Consider the following 16,648-nt stretch of genomic DNA (forward strand, 5'->3'; position numbering starts at 1 on the left):
GTAGTCAAATGATTACAGGGATCGAGATTTTAAAGTTTGGAGTTGAAGATAGAGCCGCTTCAAACAAGTTTTTGGCAGATTTTGGTTTAAGCCAAAGTACTTCGGATATTGAAGGTACTGATCTTTACCAAACCCAAAATGGTAGCAAGATTTATCTATTTAATTGTGATGATGAGCGTTTGCCGACTGCTATTGAACAAGGTTCAACTTTACGTGAAGTGACTTGGGGCGTTGATAGTGCTCAAGACCTTGAAGACTTGGCAGCTCGTTTGGCCGATGTAGAAGGTTTTAAACGTACTGAAAATACAGTTGAGTGTATTGACCCAAATGGCATGACCATTCGTTTTGAACAAAGTTTTGTTAAAGAAGTACCTGAACTTAAAACGGAAGGTATTAACCAATACGGCAACATTCAACGTGTGAATGCAGCAAGTCCTGTCTATGAAAAAGGTCAACCTGTTGCGATTGGACATGTGGTGTTCTTCACACCGGATTTGGCAACAACTGAAAACTTCTATATTGAAAAAGTAGGTTTCCATTTATCTGATGCTTACAAAAATCGCGGTGCATTCTTACGTTGCCGCGGTGAAGGTTATCACCATGATTTATTCTTGCTCAGTGTTCCAAATAAACCTGCTGGCTTAAATCACGTTGCATTTGTTGTTCGCGATATCCATGAGGTGATTGGGGGCGGTTTAAATATGAATCGTTCGGAGTGGTCAACCTTTATTGGACCGGGACGTCACCCAATTTCTTCTGCGTATTTCTGGTACGTCAACTCACCATTAGGTGGTGCATTTGAATATTACACCAACGATGATTATTTGACAGAAGAATGGCAACCACGTGTAGAAGAACATCGTCTAGAGCTTTTCACTGAATGGGCGATTGAAGGTGGTCTTGATGACACAACCCGCCGTCAGGTGAAGCCTGTTTAACAGGTATTGCTTTACAAGGAAGATGGCTATGGAAAAGATCGTAATTGTAGGTGCCGGACAGGCAGCGGGTTGGGCAGTAAGTACCTTGCGTCAAAATGGGTATGTGGGCGAAATTCACGTGGTTTCAAATGAAGATCAAGTGTTTTATGAGCGTCCGCCACTGTCTAAGCAAGTACTTTCAAAAGAAGCAACGTATGAAAGTTTGAATCTGTTCTCTCCTGAACAGGTTCAAGAGTTCAACGTTCAATGGCATAAACCAGAAATTGCGACAAAAGTCGATCGTGAGCAAAAACAGGTTCATTTAGAAAGTGGTCAGGTTTTGCCGTATGACAAATTGCTGATCGCAACTGGAAGCCGTGCGCGTGTACCCGTCAATACATGGCAGTTCATTCCAAATGTTGTGACTTTACGCAATGTGCATGATTGTGAACGTTTGGCTGAAATTTTAAAGAATGCAAAAAATGTCGCTGTGATTGGCGGTGGCTGGATTGGTTTAGAAATTGCTGCAACTGCACGTAAGCAAGGTAAAGATGTTCATATATTTGAATATGGCGATCGTTTATGTGCAAGAAGCGTGAGTCCAGAAGTTTCTGCATTTTTAAAAAATATGCATGAAACTCAAGGTACAAAAATTCATTTAGACAGCAAGAGTCTTCATTTAGTTGAAGCGCCATATCAAAAAGTTGAAGTGGTGAATCACCCACAAAATAGTCAGTTATTTGACTGTGTCGTGGTAGGTGCAGGCGCTGAGATTGCCAAAGAGTTAGGTGTACATGCTGGTCTCGATGTGAAAGATGGCATTGTGGTGAATTGTTTTGGACAAACTTCAGATCAAAACATTTATGCCGCAGGTGATGTCGCGATTCATCCGGGTTTGGGTTATTGCATTCAGTCTTGGGCAAATGCACAAAATCAGGCGATTGCAGCAGCAAAGTCGATGCTCGGCATTGAAACTGAATATACCGATATTCCATGGCTTTGGTCAGATCAATATCACTTTAATATCCAGATTTTAGGTACGTATCAACCTGAAAAAACCAAAGAAGTGGTGATTCGCCAAGGTGGTGAAGATCAGGTGAGCTATTTATATCTGGACCATGAAAATCGTTTGCTCAACATGATTGCCATTAATGATTCTAAACTGGTCAAACTGGCAAAACGTTGGATGCAAGCTAACACCGTTTTAGATCCAAAACTATTAGCAGATGCTGAATTTAATGTCATGAAGTTAAAACCGTAAACATTAAATCTGGTTCTCATTACCAAATCGAAGGAATGACACATGAGTAATGAAGAAAAAAGTGGATTGAAGCATTGGGTACCTGCTTTTGTCCTTATGGTGTGTGTGGTACTGGCGTTTTTCGACAAGATTAGTATTGCGGTTTTATTTTCAGATCCTCATTTTCAAAGTGCAATGGGAATTGCTGAAGATAAGGCCAAGCTCGGATGGCTCATGACAAGTTTCTTACTTGCTTATGGTTTTTCATCAGTCTTTCTGAGCTTTTTGGGTGACATCTTTAACCCAAAGAAAATGCTGTTCTGGAGCGTAACGTCGTGGGGCGTACTCATGTTCTGTATGGGGTTCACCACTAGTTATTCAGGCATGCTGGTTTTACGTGTACTGCTTGGTTTAGCAGAAGGCCCGTTATTTGCCTTGGCATACACCATTGTTAAGCAGACTTATACGGACCGTCAGCAGGCACGTGCTTCTACCATGTTCTTACTTGGAACACCGATAGGTGCATTCCTTGGGTTCCCGATCACTGCAAATGTTTTAGCTCACCACGACTGGCACACCACTTTTTTTGTGATGGCTGCGCTAACCCTGATTGCCATTTTTAGCATTGTTTTTGGTCTGCGTAACTTGCAGCTCAAGAAAACTGTCGAAATTGAGGGCGAGAGTAAACGCACTAATTTCAAAGGTCACATTGCCAATACTAAATTGCTGCTCAGCAACAGCGCATTCTGGCTGGTTTGTCTCTTTAACATTGCGTTGATGACGTATTTGTGGGGCTTAAACAGCTGGGTTCCTTCTTACTTAATGCAAGACAAAGGATTCAATCTCAAAGAGTTTGGGATGTATTCAAGTTTTCCATTCATTGCCATGTTAATTGGCGAAATTATCGGTGCGTTTTTATCTGACAAGTTAGGCCGCCGCGCAATTCAAGTATTTAGCGGTTTATTACTCGCGGGCATCTTCATGTATGTGATGGTCATTATGACTGAGCCATTATTGATTATTGCTGCCATGTCTTTAAGTGCTATGGCATGGGGTTTTGGAGTAGCAGCTGTATTTGCTCTGCTTGCAAGAGTCACGACCTCAAATGTAGGGGCGACTGCGGGTGGAATATTTAACGGCTTAGGTAATTTTGCAAGTGCAATTGCGCCTGTTCTTATCGGTTACATCGTGATGCAAACACACAGTTTTAATTTAGGAATTACCTTCTTGGCTGCTGTCGCTGTCATCGGGTCGTTGTTCTTGGTTCCTCTTTTAAAACGTTATTAATTCACTGTATAGGAGTTTAAAAAATGACTACACAACAATTCGAATCGTGGGCACAACCAGAGGGTGCTTCTTTAGAAGATTGGTTAAACACACGTATTGCTCGCTTTGAGACACGTAAATATGACTTTGATGCTTTGAAGTTCCAAGCAGATTACGACCCGAAATATCGCCGTGCACAAATGCGTTACATGGGCACGGGTGCAACAGGTGTTGCAAATGACGGTAACACTGTACCAGCAGAAAACTTCACGTTTTCAACCATGGTTCTACCACCACAGTGTGAAGGTCCTTTGCACATTCACCACGATGTTGAAGAAGTGTTCTTTATGCTTCGCGGCGAAATTGATTTGTTTATTGAGCATAACGGCGAGAAATTCCAGACCCGTTTAAAAGAGCGTGACCTGATTTCAATTCCACCGGGTATTTACCGTGGTCTATTTAACCCAGGTCAAGAAGATGCCTTGATGTGTGTGATGTTAGGAACAGGTAAACCAACCATTCCGAACTATCCACCAGAGCATCCATTGTCTCAAATCAAACGTTAATTGTTTGATGAAGTGAATGAAGGAAAGAATTGAAAATGATGACACTCATTGAAAAGTTAGCAGAATTTCCGGTGAAAACCGTTACTGTTCAAGGCCAGCAGCAAGCCTATCGGGAAGCCGGTCAGGGTGAGTACCTTGTACTGTTGCATGGCATTAGTTCAGGTTCTGCTTCATGGGTAAACCAACTTGAAGTGCTGTCTCATCATTTTCATGTCATTGCCTGGGACGCACCGGGCTATGGCAAATCAGATGAACTTTTAACTGATCAGCCCAATGCTACTGATTACGCAAAGCGTTTGGCAGCATTGTTTGATGTTTTAAAAATTGAAAAAGCAATTGTGGTCGGACACTCATTAGGTGCCTTACAGGCCAGTGCATTTGCTGCACTTTACCCAGAGCGAGTGGAACACTTGGTTGTTGCTAACTTAGCTCAAGGCTACCAACGCCACGATGAGCAAACACAAATTCAGGTTTTTGAAAAAAGACCAAAAATGTTGAAAGAACTCGGTGCTAAAGGAATGGCCGAAAGCCGTGGACCTCATTTGATTTATAAACAAGAACCACAAGCCTTAGCTTTAGTTTCAGAGGTGATGCAGCAGTTGACCCTAAAAGGTTTCACCCATGCATCGTACTTACTGGCATATGACGAAATACGTAATTACTTAACCAATTTAAAAGTCCCATGCACAGTCATTGCAGGGCAGCAAGATCAAATCACTCCTGCGTTAGGTATACAAGAGCTTGCTCAGGAATTGCAGTTGGAACAGCGCTTCGTCATAGAGGATGCAGGACATTTAAGTTATGTCGACCAACCGCAAGCATTTAACCAAATTATGTTGACGATTCAGGAACAATCGTAAGAGAGATTAAGGATTATGAGCTTCCAAGTTGAAGGAAAAGTTGCAGTTGTTACCGGTGGCTCATCTGGGATTGGGCTGGCTGCTGTTGAAATACTAGTTGCAGAGGGTGCAAAAGTTGCTTGGTGTGGTCGCGATGAAGAACGTTTAAATGCTTCTAAGCACTATATTTTAGAAAAATTTCCACATGCCAATATTTTTACCAAAGCATGTAATGTGTTGAAAAAAGAAGAAGTTCAGCAATTTGCCAAAGACGTCAAACTCAATTTGGGCAATGTGGACATGCTCATTAATAATGCTGGGCAAGGCCGTGTTTCAAATTTTGAAAACACACAAGATGAAGACTGGATGAAAGAAATCGAGCTGAAATATTTCAGTGTTTTACATCCGGTACGGGCTTTTCTTGACGACTTAAAACAGTCGGCAAATGCCTCAATTACCAATGTGAACTCGTTACTGGCACTACAACCGGAACCGCACATGATTGCGACTTCATCTGCACGCGCTGCACTGTTGAACTTAACCCATTCGTTGGCTCATGAGTTTACTCAATATGGTGTTCGTGTGAACTCGATTTTACTCGGAATGGTGGAATCTGCGCAGTGGAAACGCCGTTATGAAACCCGTTCAGATTTAAATCTGTCATGGGAAGAATGGACAGGCAATATCGCAAAAAATCGTGGCATTCCTATGCAGCGTTTAGGCCGTCCAGAAGAGCCTGCACGTGCTTTAGTTTTCTTGGCATCACCATTGGCATCTTACACCACAGGTTCGGCAATAGATGTCTCAGGTGGTTTTAACAAACATTTATAAATATTAGGTGCTGTCATGAAAAAGTTGATGATGATTGGTTTTGGCGCAATGGCAGCAGAAGTGTATGCCCACTTGCCTCAAGATCTGCAACTCAAGTGGATTGTCGTGCCATCTCGCAGCATTGAAAAAGTGCAGTCACAAGTCTCTTCTGACATTCAAGTAATTTCAGATATTGAGCAATGTGATGGTACCCCAGACTATGTCATTGAGGTGGCAGGTCAAGCAGCAGTAAAAGAGCATGCTCAAAAAGTTTTAGCGAAAGGCTGGACCATTGGTCTGATTTCGGTGGGTACTTTGGCTGATAACGAGTTTTTAATTCAGCTTAAACAAACTGCCGAAAAAAATGATGCCCATCTGCATTTACTTGCAGGGGCTATCGCAGGCATTGACGGTATTTCTGCGGCCAAAGAAGGTGGTTTGCAAAAAGTCACTTACAAAGGCTGCAAAAGTCCAAAAAGTTGGAAAGGTAGTTATGCAGAGCAATTGGTCGATCTAGACCATGTTGCTGAAGCTACAGTTTTTTTCACAGGAACTGCGCGTGAAGCTGCCATGAAATTTCCAGCGAATGCCAACGTTGCAGCAACCATTGCACTTGCAGGACTTGGTATGGATGAAACCATGGTTGAGTTAACTGTTGATCCAACCATCAACAAAAACAAACACACCATTGTGGCAGAAGGTGGCTTTGGGCAAATGACTATTGAACTGGTGGGCGTGCCGTTACCAAGTAACCCGAAAACATCAACTTTGGCTGCGCTTAGCGTGATTCGTGCTTGTCGCAACAGTGTAGAAGCAATACAGATTTAAGAAGGATTTGATCATGGCAAAGGAAATTTATATTGCAGGTGAATGGCGATTAGGCCGTGGTGCAGTCATTCAAAGCCTGTTTCCGGCAGATCAGTCGGTAAACGCTGAGCTTTCAACAGCAACGCTTGAAGATGTAAATGAAGCAATTGAAAAAGCGGATCAGGCTTGGCGTCAACCGAGCTGGAGAAACAGTTTGCCGCATGAGCGCGCACGTATTCTCTACAAAGTTGCAGACATTATTGAAGCGCGTGTAGACGAATTAGCGAAATTACAAACCCGCGATAATGGTAAGCCTTTAACCGAAACTCGCGGTTTGGTGATGAGCGCGGCGGCGACTGCACGTTATGTTGCAGCAGCATGTGAAACGTTGAATGATGAGCTCACTACTCAACGTGCTCCAGATTTTATGACCATGAGTGTGCATGAACCTGTGGGCGTTGTGGCAGCTATTACCCCTTGGAACTCTCCAATTGCGAGTGAAGTTCAAAAGCTTGCTCCAGCTTTGGCAGCAGGAAATGCCGTGGTTTTAAAACCAGCAGAAGCAACTTCACTGATTGCTTTAGAGCTTGCCAAAATTTTTGAAGAAGCAGGTTTACCAAAAGGCTTACTCAGTGTGTTAGTGGGGCGTGGTTCTGTGATTGGTGATGCCATTGCTCAACATCCCTTGGTTCGTAAAATTTCTTTTACAGGTGGAACAACCACGGGGCGTCATTTGGCACACATTGCCGCAGATAAACTGATTACTACTTCGCTTGAGTTAGGTGGTAAGTCACCAACTATCGTTTTGCCAGATGCAGATGTCGAACTGGCAGCTAAAGGTGTCGCGTACGGTATTTTTAGCTCGGCAGGCCAAGCGTGTATCGCAGGTTCTCGCTTGTTTATTCATAGCAGTCTTTACGATCAGTTTTTAACGCGTTTGGTTGAAATTACCAAAGGCTTACGTGTGGGCCATCCGGAACAAGCGGGTGTGCATTTAGGGCCACTGGTCAATGACAAACATTTGCAGTCAGTTGACCGCTATGTGCAGCTTGCTAAAAGCGAAGGTGGTCAAGTTCTAATTGGTGGTGAAGCGCTTACGACTGGTGACTATGCCAAAGGAAGCTATTACTTACCGACCATTATTACGGGCTTAAATAACAGTGCTCAAACCTGTCAGGAAGAAATTTTTGGCCCTGTTTTAGTCGTTATGAAATATGACAACGAGCAAGATTTAATTGCCCAAGCCAATGACAGTTGTTTTGGCCTTGCTGCAGGTATCTGGACTGAAAGCTATCGCAAAGCTTGGCGTATTGCACGTGCCTTAGAAGTGGGAACGGTATGGATTAATACCTACAAAAAATTCTCGATTAGTGCGCCGTTTGGTGGCTTTAAAGACAGTGGAATCGGACGCGAAAAAGGCCGTTTGGGCATTTTATCGTACATGCAACAAAAGAGTATTTATATGGGGCTGAATGAACAGCCTAACCCTTGGTGCGATTAATAAATTCAAGGACTGAAAACAAATTTTGAGGAATAGACATGACTGAACGTGTAAATGTAGGCGAAGCAATCGCAAGAGTTTTAGAAGCGCACCAAGTTGATAGTATTTATGGTGTTATTTCCATCCACAATTTACCTATTGCCGATGCAGTAGGGCGCCGTGAAAAAATGCGCTTTGTCGCAGCTCGTGGTGAAGCGGGTGCGGTTACTATGGCAGATGCACACTCACGCTTTAAAGGCCTAGGTGTAGCGTTAACCAGTACGGGTGCTGGCGCTGGTAATGCAGTGGGTTCACTGATTGAAGCAATGAATGCGGGTAGCCCTGTATTGCATTTAACAGGTCAAGTTGAGCGTGAATATCTCGACCGTGATGCAAGTTTCATCCATGAAACTAAAGACCAACTTACATTCTTGCGCGCATCAAGCAAAGCAGCGTTCCGTATTACCAGCCCAGACAATGCTATTGGTGTAATACGTGAAGCCATCCGTGTTGCAACTACAGTTCCAATGGGGCCAGTAAGTGTTGAGCTACCAATTGATGTACAAGCAGCCGAAATTGATTTGCCACTTAACTTAGGGCCAGTCAAAGCACTTGAGTTACCACAGGCAGAGCAAGCTGAAATTGACCATCTTGTCAGTGAAATCAAAAAAGCAAAACGTCCGATTTTCTGGATTGGCGGTGGAACTTTAAATAGCGTTGCAGAAGTGAAAGCAATTGCAGATTCAGGTATTCCGGTTGTTTCATCGACTCATGCTCGTGGGGTGTTGGCAGATGATCATCCACGTAGTTTGGGTGCTTTCCATAACTCAGCAGGTGTTGAGCAGTTATTAAAAGATGCTGACTTGATGGTGGTAGTGGGTTCTCGTTTACGTAGTAATGAAACAAAAACTTATTCGGTTGAGTTCCCTGAAAACATTATTCAGGTAGATGCCAACCCAGTGGCTCAGCAACGTAATTACAAAATCAGCAACTTCATTTGTGGTGATGCCAAAGATGTCTTAACACGTGTGTTAGAACAGCTTCAAGGAACTTCAAAAATCGATGCTGATTACGATGCTGCTGTAGTAGCGGCTAAACAGGCTGCAATTGATGCGCTGCGTAAACAAATCGACCAATACGCTTTAATTTGTGATCACTTGCGTGCAGCTTTACCTCAAGACGGTATTTTTGTACGTGACATCACCATGTCGGGTAGTACATGGGGCAGTCGTTTATTCCCTGTACAAGCACCAAACCAAAACATCCACTCACTCGCGGGTGCAATTGGTTTAGGTCTTGCAACAGCAATTGGTGCTTCGGTTGCTAACCCTGACAAAAAAGTAATTGGTTTAGTCGGCGATGGCGGCTTAATGCTGGGTATTGGTGAAATTGCAACTATGGTGCAAGAAAACACCAACATGGTCTTAATGATTATGAATGACGGTGGTTATGGCGTAATGCGTGGCATTCAAAATAACTACTTTGGTGGTCGTCAGTATTTCAATGAATTGCATACGCCAGACTACAAACTTCTTGGCGAATCAATGGGTGTGAAAAGCTGGAAAGTCGGTAGTGCAGATGAGTTTAAAACTGTCATTCAAGAGGCGGTTGCATTTGAAGGGCCAACTGTGATTGAGCTCGATATGAACTCGATTGGACCATTAAACTTCGCGGGTCCACCGCAAAAGAAACTGTATTAACCAGTTTGGATGGTTTAGTACATATGCGATGGGAGCTGCTAAGCCATCCTTTTTTTAGATAAATTTTTTTGTCTAAAAAACAATAAAAACGAAGTTTTACAGGTAAAACAAATAAAGTTCCAGCAGGACGCTGGAACTCAATCAAGGATGTAGAGATGAAAAAGACTTCATTGATCATGGCATTCATTGCACCGCTTACGCTGGGGGTAAGCGTCAATGCATTTGCAAAAGACTCATTGCTTGAATGGAAAAGTGATGACGGCACCGACTCATTAAAGTTAGGTGGGGTGGTTCGGTTAAATCAACGCTATGAAGATTGGGAAGGGCCAAACCGTGGTTTCGGTAAGCTCTATTTTGATATTTTTAGGGTAGATCTTAAAGGTAAGTTTGATGATGCCTATATCAACGCCAGCTATCTATTTCAAGACCAACAGAAAACGTCCATTGAAAAAGCATATGTCGGCTATAACTTAGATGCCAATAACAGCATTGAAGCAGGTTTGGTTTATAAACCATTTACGATTTATCCCTATCCGCAAAATGGCTGGACCTACCACATCCCATTCTTTTTAGGTTATGGCAACAATATTGCGCCAGGGATTAACTGGAATTATCACGACAAAGATTGGGATGTAAAACTCGGTTATTACCCGCAAATGTTAGAGACTAACTTGCGTTATTCACCAGAAAGTGCAACTTATGATGACTTGGCAGGAAATGCATTTCCATCTCAAAAAGCCTATCAAAATGAAAAACGTCATCAGTTTAATACCCGCATTGTGCGCAAGTTAGAAACTGATTTCGGTAAGCAAGAGTTTGGTGTCTCGGGTGCAATCGCTCAGCTACATAACAAAGTGACCGATAAAGACGGTAAATATTATGCAGTCGGTTTGCATACCGAAAACAACTACAAACGCTTTAATTTACAAAGCTCGGTCATTCATTATCAATACGATGCTAAAAATCCGGATGGTGTAAATAGTGACATGACTTTAATGGGCAATAATGGTTTTACACCTGCTTATTTCATTGCTTCGGAAGGAACCATTGCCAGTTTAAACCTTGCTTATACGTTGCCTGTGACCAATATGGGCAAGCTAAAAGCCATTAAGTTTTATAATGATTATAGTTATCTCGATAAAAAACGTGATGATTGGTCAGACTCGCAAATGAATACCACAGGGATGATGTTTATTGCTTCACCATTTATGGTTTGGGCAGATTATACCTGGGGTAAAAACTCTAACATTATTGGTGGGGCAACCAACTCAACAGGGTATACCTCTGCAACTTCACCAAATAGTGATAAATGGCTATACCGTATTAACTTTAATATCGGGTTTACTTTCTAAAATAAGCAGCATTAAAAAAACCACGTAATAGGCGTGGTTTTTTATTTAATAAGTTAAAGCGTTTAATACCTGTTTTTTTCAAACTTATTCCAAAACACAAAGGCAGTTACAAAGGCCAAAATAGTTAGCGCGAAAATATAATACATCGCACCAATATCACTATATTGACTGAGCCAATGCACTAAAGGCAGGGTCATACCACCAACAATTGCATACGATAAATTATAAGAAAATGAAATGCCCGAGAAACGCACAGGCGCTGGGAACATTTTAACCATACTGCTCGACACCATGCCGACAGTACCAGAGCATAGACCCAACAACATATATAAACCAAAAATGGTTGAATGTGCCGCGTGCCCCAAACTGTTATAAAAAACTGCCGCTGTAAGTGCCACGGCAAGTGCACCAAACATCATGACTTTGCCACAGCCAAAACGGTCAGCAAAATAGCCTGCCAAAATACAGCCCACCATTTGCATGACAATGGCTGCACTTTGCATTTCAAAAGTCTGTGCGCGCTCAAAGCCAAATGAACCAATCAACAAATTTGGCATGGCTAAAATCACCACCACCACACATCCCGTTAAAAACCATGTAAATAACATGCCAATTGCAACGGCTGTTTTATGCGTTTTTAAGACTTGTTTTACAGGCATTTCTTTAGAAATTTCTTTACGGGCCTGCATGGCTTTAAACACAGGGGTTTCTTTCAAATACGTTCTTAAATAAAGTGCAACGAGTCCAAAAACACCACCCACAATGAAAGGAATACGCCATGCCCAGTCATGGATTTGTCTTTCACTAAAATTAAGTGAAATCCATAAAGACATGAGCGCACCTAGTAAAATTCCTAAAGACAGTCCGGCAGTTAATAAACCATTTGCTAGTCCGATTTTTCTTTCAGGCACGTGTTCAGATACAAAGGTCCATGCAGCTGGAATTTCACCCCCAATCGCAATCCCTTGCACCACACGCATGAGCAATAAAAGTAGCGGTGCCAAATATCCAATATTTTCAAAAGTGGGCAAAATCCCGATAAACAGGGTAGGCAGCGCCATCAGCAAAATAGAAAGCGAAAATAGTTTTTTACGCCCCACCAAATCACCAAAATGGGCCATGACAACCCCGCCTAAGGGCCTAAAAAAATAACCTGCTGCAAAAATGCCGTAAGTATTGAGCATGGCCCAAAACGGACTAAGTGTGCTGGGGAAAAAGAGGTCGGAAATGATTTTGGCGTAAAACACATAAATCACAAAATCGTAAAACTCTAAAGCTCCACCCAATGAAGAAAGGGCAAGAGTTCGTTTATCTTCTTTATTAAGATAGTTCGCGTCCTGCAAAGTTAATTCCTGATCCATTTTTTACTTAATTGTTGTAATTGAAGCTTGGATATTAATGGAAAAGTGAAGTAAAAGTAAATGGAGGAAATTTGTTCTATATGCCAACGTCGATTGGACCTGCTCAGATCAAAAAAGCTTTAAAACAAAAAACGCTTTAGATGAAACAAAAACAGATGTAGGAATGGCTTTTCTTTTGTTTCGTTCAGCGACACAATAAAACTTGTTATAGCCAGTTTAATGAGAGAGTCAAAGGATGAGTGTAGTTTTACCTGTCGCGAAGCGTGGTGAAGATATTTTGAAACTGACTGCGGCCCCTGTGTCGGCAAATGAGTTAAACAGTAATTGGCTTTATCAGCTTGCTGACGCTATGCATGCGACAATGCTTGAGCGTAATGGGGTAGGAATTGCTGCGCCGCAAGTGTATATCTCTAAACGCGTCATTATTGTGGCGTCTCGTCCAAACCCACGTTATCCCGATGCACCTGAAATGGAAGCAGTGGTCATGGTGAATCCTGAGATTTTAGAGTTCTCAGATGAAGTTTGTTTAGGTGAAGAAGGTTGCTTAAGTGTGCCAGACGAGCGGGGGCAAGTTGAACGCGCAGAAATGGTTAAGGTTAAATATTTAACACTTCAGGGCGAGACGGTGGAAACGATTTTCCATGGTTTTCCTGCTCGTATTGTTCAACATGAAGTCGATCATTTAAATGGGATCTTATTTGTAGAAAGAATAATCTAATCTTTAGTTTAAAGTTTTGAAAAACCTATAATGAGCTTGAAAAGGATAACTCATCGGAATTAGAATACTTATATCGTGATATTTAAATCATTACAAAAGATATAATTTTAATATTATCAGCAGGTTGTGCTGAAATTTTGCGCGATGTTGTAAATCTCCTCATTTAAGGTTACTGACCATGAAAACCCCTCTCCCAGAATATTTGGCAAATGTTATAGAAGCCTGTGACATCGATAACAGCGGTCATCTCGCCGATTATATTCCTGAGTTGGCAAATGCAAACCCAAATCGATTAGCTTTAGCAATGTCTACGGTAGATGGTGAAATTTATTCGGTTGGCGATGATGATGTTGAATTCACCATACAATCAATTTCAAAACCATTTGTATATGCCTATGTTTTACAACAGCTTGGCATTGATGCAGTACTTGCTAAAGTAGGGGTAGAGCCTTCAGGAGAAGCCTTTAATGAAATTTCATTAGGTAAAGATGGCCGTCCGAAAAACCCGATGATTAACTCTGGCGCAATTACTGTACATTCCTTGATTCAGGTCAAGCATGGTTTACATAGCGCAGAAATTCTACGCCGTTTTATGAGCGAGCTTGCTGGTCGTGAATTAAGTTTTGATGAGTCTGTTTATGATTCGGAAGTCAAAACAGCCTACCGTAATCTTTCGATCGGTTATATGTTGCGAACAGTGGGGATTTTGGAAACTGACCCTGTTGATATTGTGAATGGTTACATTCGACAATGTGCGATCATGGTTACAGTTAAAGATTTGGTACGTATGGGTAGTGTACTTGCCAATGGCGGGGTCGACCCTAGAACTGGAAAACGCCTATTAAACCGATCTGTAGTTAGACAAGTCCTCAGTGTCATGATGAGCTGTGGTATGTATGATGCTGCGGGTGACTGGCTTTCAACTGTAGGTATTCCTGCTAAAAGCGGTGTAGCTGGGGGGATTTTGGGTGTGCTGCCGGGTCAGGTCAGTATTGCTGCTTTTTCACCTCGACTAGATGAGCATGGTCATAGTGTTCGAGGAATCGATATTTTAGAACGATTATCTCGTGACATGGGATTACATCTCATGGAAGGTACGCCTTCTGCCCAGACCATTGTACAAAGTCATTACCGTACAGGAAAAGATGCATCATTAAGTGTATATGTGCTTCGGGGTGTATTGAAATTTACCGAAGCTGAAATGTTGTTGCGTATTTTACAAGACGAGACAACTGATCAAAGCACAATCGTTATTGATTTAACCCAGATTTCACTTATCCACGATGTGGGTAAACGTATGTTTTTAGAAGGCGTAGATCGTCTGATTGATGATGGTCATACTCTTGTTTTAGTTGATCCTGAACAGCGCTTAGACCATGCCAGAACCGCCAAAGATCGAGAACTTCATGTCTATCATGATTTCGATGATTTATTGGAAAAACATGAGATCCGCACTAAAAAAAAGACTTATAGCGACATCGCGGCACTTCTAAACTGCTGAGGTGTTTTTCCTAGATGTCGCTTAAACATTGCACTGAATGCGCTGGGGTTTGTATACCCCAGTGACTCTGAAATTTGGGTAATAGATTCGCCATTCGCGATTTTACTCAAGGCAAGTGCAATATGCATTTGCTGTACCCATGCCCGATAAGACAGCCCAGTTTCTTTTTGGAACATACGCATTAAAGTTCTAGAGCTCGTACCAATATCATCAGCCCAATCTGTTAAATCTTTTGAATGGTCAGGAGTATGTAATAACTCTTGGCAAATTTTTAAGAGTCTTTTGTCTTTAGGCCACGGAATCTGAATAGACAACAAATTAGCGCGATGGATTTCTTCAAAAATCAAAATTTGTAAAGAACGGGAAAGCTCTTGAGAGGTTGCTGTATTTGGAGTGTCCTCTCGTTCAATTTCATTTAAACGAATCAAAAGTTCATGTAACAGGTTACTGACTCGAATAATAAAGCAATGTTGTCCCATTAGAGCTGCTGCATTTATTTCAACCAACGCCGTATTTAACTTAACGTGACTCAGTGAAATCACGCTGTGCTCTACATGTGCTGGAATCCATAATGCACACATGGGTGGCACAATCCACACATGATTAGGTGTAAACACCTGAATGTTGCCAGTGGACGCATATAAAAACTGCGCACGTGTATGCGTATGGGTAGGAGTGATTTCTCGGTAAGAATGCTCGGAAGATAGCCCAATCACCAGTTCAGATAAATCAGACTGAATAAGAGAATCGGACATAAACTATCCTAAAAATTGTCACTTATACGATGATTATTGGAAGATAACTTTATAAGCGACAATTTACAATAAGCTTCTCATTTAAAAATATTGGAGTTTTTCAGGTATGACGTCTTCAATACAATTGAAAGATGGTATTGCCAATACCGTTGCAAATGATCAGCCTCAAGGAATGATTATTAAAATTGTAGGCGCCGTGGCAGTCGCACATTTACTGAATGATTTAATTCAGGCAGTGCTACCAGCCATCTATCCAATGCTAAAAGCAAACTTTTCACTGAGTTTTGCCCAAGTTGGCCTGATCTCGTTTGTATATCAAATTACAGGTTCACTGCTACAGCCTTGGATTGGACTTTATACCGATAAATATCCAAAACCATATCTTCTCCCACTCGGAATGGTTGTCACATTCTGCGGCATTATCTTGTTAGCATTTTCACCAAGTTTTGCAGTGTTGTTATGTGCATCTGCCCTCATCGGGGTTGGGTCTGCAACCTTTCATCCAGAGGCTTCGCGGGTGGCACGAATGGCATCGGGTGGGCGCTTCGGTACAGCACAGTCGACTTTTCAGGTGGGCGGAAACACCGGGACAGCCATTGGTCCATTATTAGCAGCTTTACTGATTGTTCCATTTGGACAGCATGCAGTTGCCGGCTTAGTGATATTTGCACTTTTGGCGATTTGGGTTTTATTTGGCGTAAGCCGTTGGACTGTGAGTCATGCTAAAAATCAGGTAGCTGCACGTGCAACTCAAGCACATAGTAAATTGCATGGCCGTAAGCTGATTATTGCTTTGAGCACAATTAGTGTGTTGATGTTTGCTAAATTTACCTACATTGCTAGCATTAGTAACTACTTTACCTTTTACTTAATTCAAAAGTTCCATATCAGCATTCAAACAGCTCAGTTGCATTTGTTTGCCTTTTTGGCAGCCGTTGCTTTAGGTACATTTGCAGGTGGCCCAATTGGTGACAAAATTGGCCGTAAAGCTGTGATATGGGTTTCATTTGTTGGTATGGCGCCGTTTGCATTAATGATGCCGTTTGCAAACCTATTTTGGACAACAGTTTTCTCAATTATTGCAGGTTTAGTGTTGTCATCGGCTTTTGCTGCAATGGTAGTTTACGCACAAGAAGCTGTTCCGGGCCGTGTGGGTATGATTGCAGGTTTAATGTTTGGTCTGATGTTTGGGGTAAGTGGTATTGCCGCAGCTGGGTTAGGACATTTAGCCGATATTAACGGCATTGAATGGGTATTTGGTTTATGTTCATTGTTGCCATTACTTGGTTTTGCAACTGCATTTTTACCCAACACAAAAGTAAAATAAATGAAAAGA

15 protein-coding genes are annotated in these 16,648 nt (G+C 42.0%); 13 read left to right on the plus strand and 2 right to left on the minus strand.

Annotated features, from left to right (window positions below):
- Nucleotides 1-8: 8 nt before the first annotated feature.
- The 10 genes from RFW85_RS09920 to RFW85_RS09965 all read left to right on the plus strand — a co-directional run bounded on the left by RFW85_RS09920 (nt 9) and on the right by RFW85_RS09965 (nt 10,977).
- On the plus strand, nt 9-938 hold the full coding sequence (locus tag RFW85_RS09920) for a VOC family protein (protein ID WP_069037295.1): 930 nt from the start codon (nt 9-11) through the stop codon (nt 936-938).
- 28 nt (nt 939-966) lie between these two features.
- Nucleotides 967-2,178, plus strand: coding sequence for an NAD(P)/FAD-dependent oxidoreductase (locus RFW85_RS09925; protein ID WP_170248881.1), 1,212 nt, complete (start codon nt 967-969; stop codon nt 2,176-2,178).
- A 42-nt stretch (nt 2,179-2,220) separates the two neighbouring features.
- A complete protein-coding gene (locus RFW85_RS09930) occupies nt 2,221-3,444 on the plus strand; it encodes an MFS transporter (RefSeq protein ID WP_005803015.1) in 1,224 nt (407 codons plus the stop codon).
- A 23-nt stretch (nt 3,445-3,467) separates the two neighbouring features.
- Nucleotides 3,468-3,989: a cupin domain-containing protein gene (locus RFW85_RS09935; protein WP_170248882.1), complete on the plus strand. Its 522-nt coding sequence runs from the start codon at nt 3,468-3,470 to the stop codon at nt 3,987-3,989.
- A 35-nt stretch (nt 3,990-4,024) separates the two neighbouring features.
- Nucleotides 4,025-4,849 (plus strand): alpha/beta fold hydrolase, encoded by an 825-nt coding sequence (locus tag RFW85_RS09940; protein ID WP_170248883.1) that lies wholly within the window; start codon nt 4,025-4,027, stop codon nt 4,847-4,849.
- Between the two features lie 15 nt (nt 4,850-4,864).
- Entirely contained in the window at nt 4,865-5,659 is a 795-nt protein-coding gene (locus RFW85_RS09945) for an SDR family oxidoreductase (RefSeq protein WP_004703156.1), read from the plus strand.
- Nucleotides 5,660-5,674: 15 nt separating this feature from the next.
- On the plus strand, nt 5,675-6,466 hold the full coding sequence (locus RFW85_RS09950; RefSeq protein WP_057077353.1) for an aspartate dehydrogenase: 792 nt from the start codon (nt 5,675-5,677) through the stop codon (nt 6,464-6,466).
- A gap of 13 nt (nt 6,467-6,479) precedes the next feature.
- A complete protein-coding gene (locus RFW85_RS09955) occupies nt 6,480-7,946 on the plus strand; it encodes an aldehyde dehydrogenase (protein WP_005124539.1) in 1,467 nt (488 codons plus the stop codon).
- A 38-nt stretch (nt 7,947-7,984) separates the two neighbouring features.
- The gene (locus RFW85_RS09960) at nt 7,985-9,625 is read left to right on the plus strand and encodes a thiamine pyrophosphate-binding protein (RefSeq protein WP_170248884.1); all 1,641 of its coding nucleotides are present in this window, start codon (nt 7,985-7,987) and stop codon (nt 9,623-9,625) included.
- Between the two features lie 155 nt (nt 9,626-9,780).
- A complete protein-coding gene (locus RFW85_RS09965) occupies nt 9,781-10,977 on the plus strand; it encodes a hypothetical protein (RefSeq protein ID WP_216076562.1) in 1,197 nt (398 codons plus the stop codon).
- 62 nt (nt 10,978-11,039) lie between these two features.
- On the opposite strand, the gene RFW85_RS09970 is transcribed toward RFW85_RS09965, so the two are convergent.
- Nucleotides 11,040-12,338, minus strand: a complete 1,299-nt coding sequence (locus RFW85_RS09970) for an MFS transporter (RefSeq protein ID WP_170248885.1) — start codon at nt 12,336-12,338, stop codon at nt 11,040-11,042.
- A 235-nt stretch (nt 12,339-12,573) separates the two neighbouring features.
- Between RFW85_RS09970 and def the strand changes: the two genes are divergently transcribed.
- Nucleotides 12,574-13,056 carry a peptide deformylase gene (def, locus tag RFW85_RS09975; protein WP_170248886.1) on the plus strand — a complete coding sequence of 161 codons (483 nt, stop codon included), beginning with the start codon at nt 12,574-12,576 and terminating at the stop codon, nt 13,054-13,056.
- A 178-nt stretch (nt 13,057-13,234) separates the two neighbouring features.
- The gene (locus tag RFW85_RS09980; protein WP_068566367.1) at nt 13,235-14,557 is read left to right on the plus strand and encodes a glutaminase; all 1,323 of its coding nucleotides are present in this window, start codon (nt 13,235-13,237) and stop codon (nt 14,555-14,557) included.
- Here RFW85_RS09980 and RFW85_RS09985 read toward each other — a convergent pair.
- Nucleotides 14,524-15,312 carry a helix-turn-helix transcriptional regulator gene (locus RFW85_RS09985; protein WP_170248887.1) on the minus strand — a complete coding sequence of 263 codons (789 nt, stop codon included), beginning with the start codon at nt 15,310-15,312 and terminating at the stop codon, nt 14,524-14,526. The genes RFW85_RS09980 and RFW85_RS09985 overlap by 34 nt on opposite strands.
- A gap of 106 nt (nt 15,313-15,418) precedes the next feature.
- On the opposite strand from RFW85_RS09985, the gene RFW85_RS09990 reads away from it, so the two are divergent.
- Entirely contained in the window at nt 15,419-16,639 is a 1,221-nt protein-coding gene (locus RFW85_RS09990; RefSeq protein WP_216076563.1) for an MFS transporter, read from the plus strand.
- Nucleotides 16,640-16,648: the final 9 nt, after the last annotated feature.

This window comes from Acinetobacter sp. 12966 (assembly GCF_031196995.1).
GTDB lineage: Bacteria > Pseudomonadota > Gammaproteobacteria > Pseudomonadales > Moraxellaceae > Acinetobacter > Acinetobacter geminorum.

What these genes read in the sequence shown, in the direction of transcription:
- RFW85_RS09960 (WP_170248884.1), top strand. Translation starts at nt 7,985, where the DNA reads ATGACTGAACGTGTAAATGTAGGCGAAGCAATCGCAAGAGTTTTAGAA.
- RFW85_RS09985 (WP_170248887.1), bottom strand. Translation starts at nt 15,312, where the DNA reads ATGTCCGATTCTCTTATTCAGTCTGATTTATCTGAACTGGTGATTGGG.
- RFW85_RS09970 (WP_170248885.1), bottom strand. Translation starts at nt 12,338, where the DNA reads ATGGATCAGGAATTAACTTTGCAGGACGCGAACTATCTTAATAAAGAA.
- RFW85_RS09955 (WP_005124539.1), top strand. Translation starts at nt 6,480, where the DNA reads ATGGCAAAGGAAATTTATATTGCAGGTGAATGGCGATTAGGCCGTGGT.
- def (WP_170248886.1), top strand. Translation starts at nt 12,574, where the DNA reads ATGAGTGTAGTTTTACCTGTCGCGAAGCGTGGTGAAGATATTTTGAAA.
- RFW85_RS09950 (WP_057077353.1), top strand. Translation starts at nt 5,675, where the DNA reads ATGAAAAAGTTGATGATGATTGGTTTTGGCGCAATGGCAGCAGAAGTG.
- RFW85_RS09920 (WP_069037295.1), top strand. Translation starts at nt 9, where the DNA reads ATGATTACAGGGATCGAGATTTTAAAGTTTGGAGTTGAAGATAGAGCC.
- RFW85_RS09930 (WP_005803015.1), top strand. Translation starts at nt 2,221, where the DNA reads ATGAGTAATGAAGAAAAAAGTGGATTGAAGCATTGGGTACCTGCTTTT.
- RFW85_RS09940 (WP_170248883.1), top strand. Translation starts at nt 4,025, where the DNA reads ATGATGACACTCATTGAAAAGTTAGCAGAATTTCCGGTGAAAACCGTT.
- RFW85_RS09965 (WP_216076562.1), top strand. Translation starts at nt 9,781, where the DNA reads ATGAAAAAGACTTCATTGATCATGGCATTCATTGCACCGCTTACGCTG.
- RFW85_RS09945 (WP_004703156.1), top strand. Translation starts at nt 4,865, where the DNA reads ATGAGCTTCCAAGTTGAAGGAAAAGTTGCAGTTGTTACCGGTGGCTCA.
- RFW85_RS09990 (WP_216076563.1), top strand. Translation starts at nt 15,419, where the DNA reads ATGACGTCTTCAATACAATTGAAAGATGGTATTGCCAATACCGTTGCA.
- RFW85_RS09935 (WP_170248882.1), top strand. Translation starts at nt 3,468, where the DNA reads ATGACTACACAACAATTCGAATCGTGGGCACAACCAGAGGGTGCTTCT.
- RFW85_RS09980 (WP_068566367.1), top strand. Translation starts at nt 13,235, where the DNA reads ATGAAAACCCCTCTCCCAGAATATTTGGCAAATGTTATAGAAGCCTGT.
- RFW85_RS09925 (WP_170248881.1), top strand. Translation starts at nt 967, where the DNA reads ATGGAAAAGATCGTAATTGTAGGTGCCGGACAGGCAGCGGGTTGGGCA.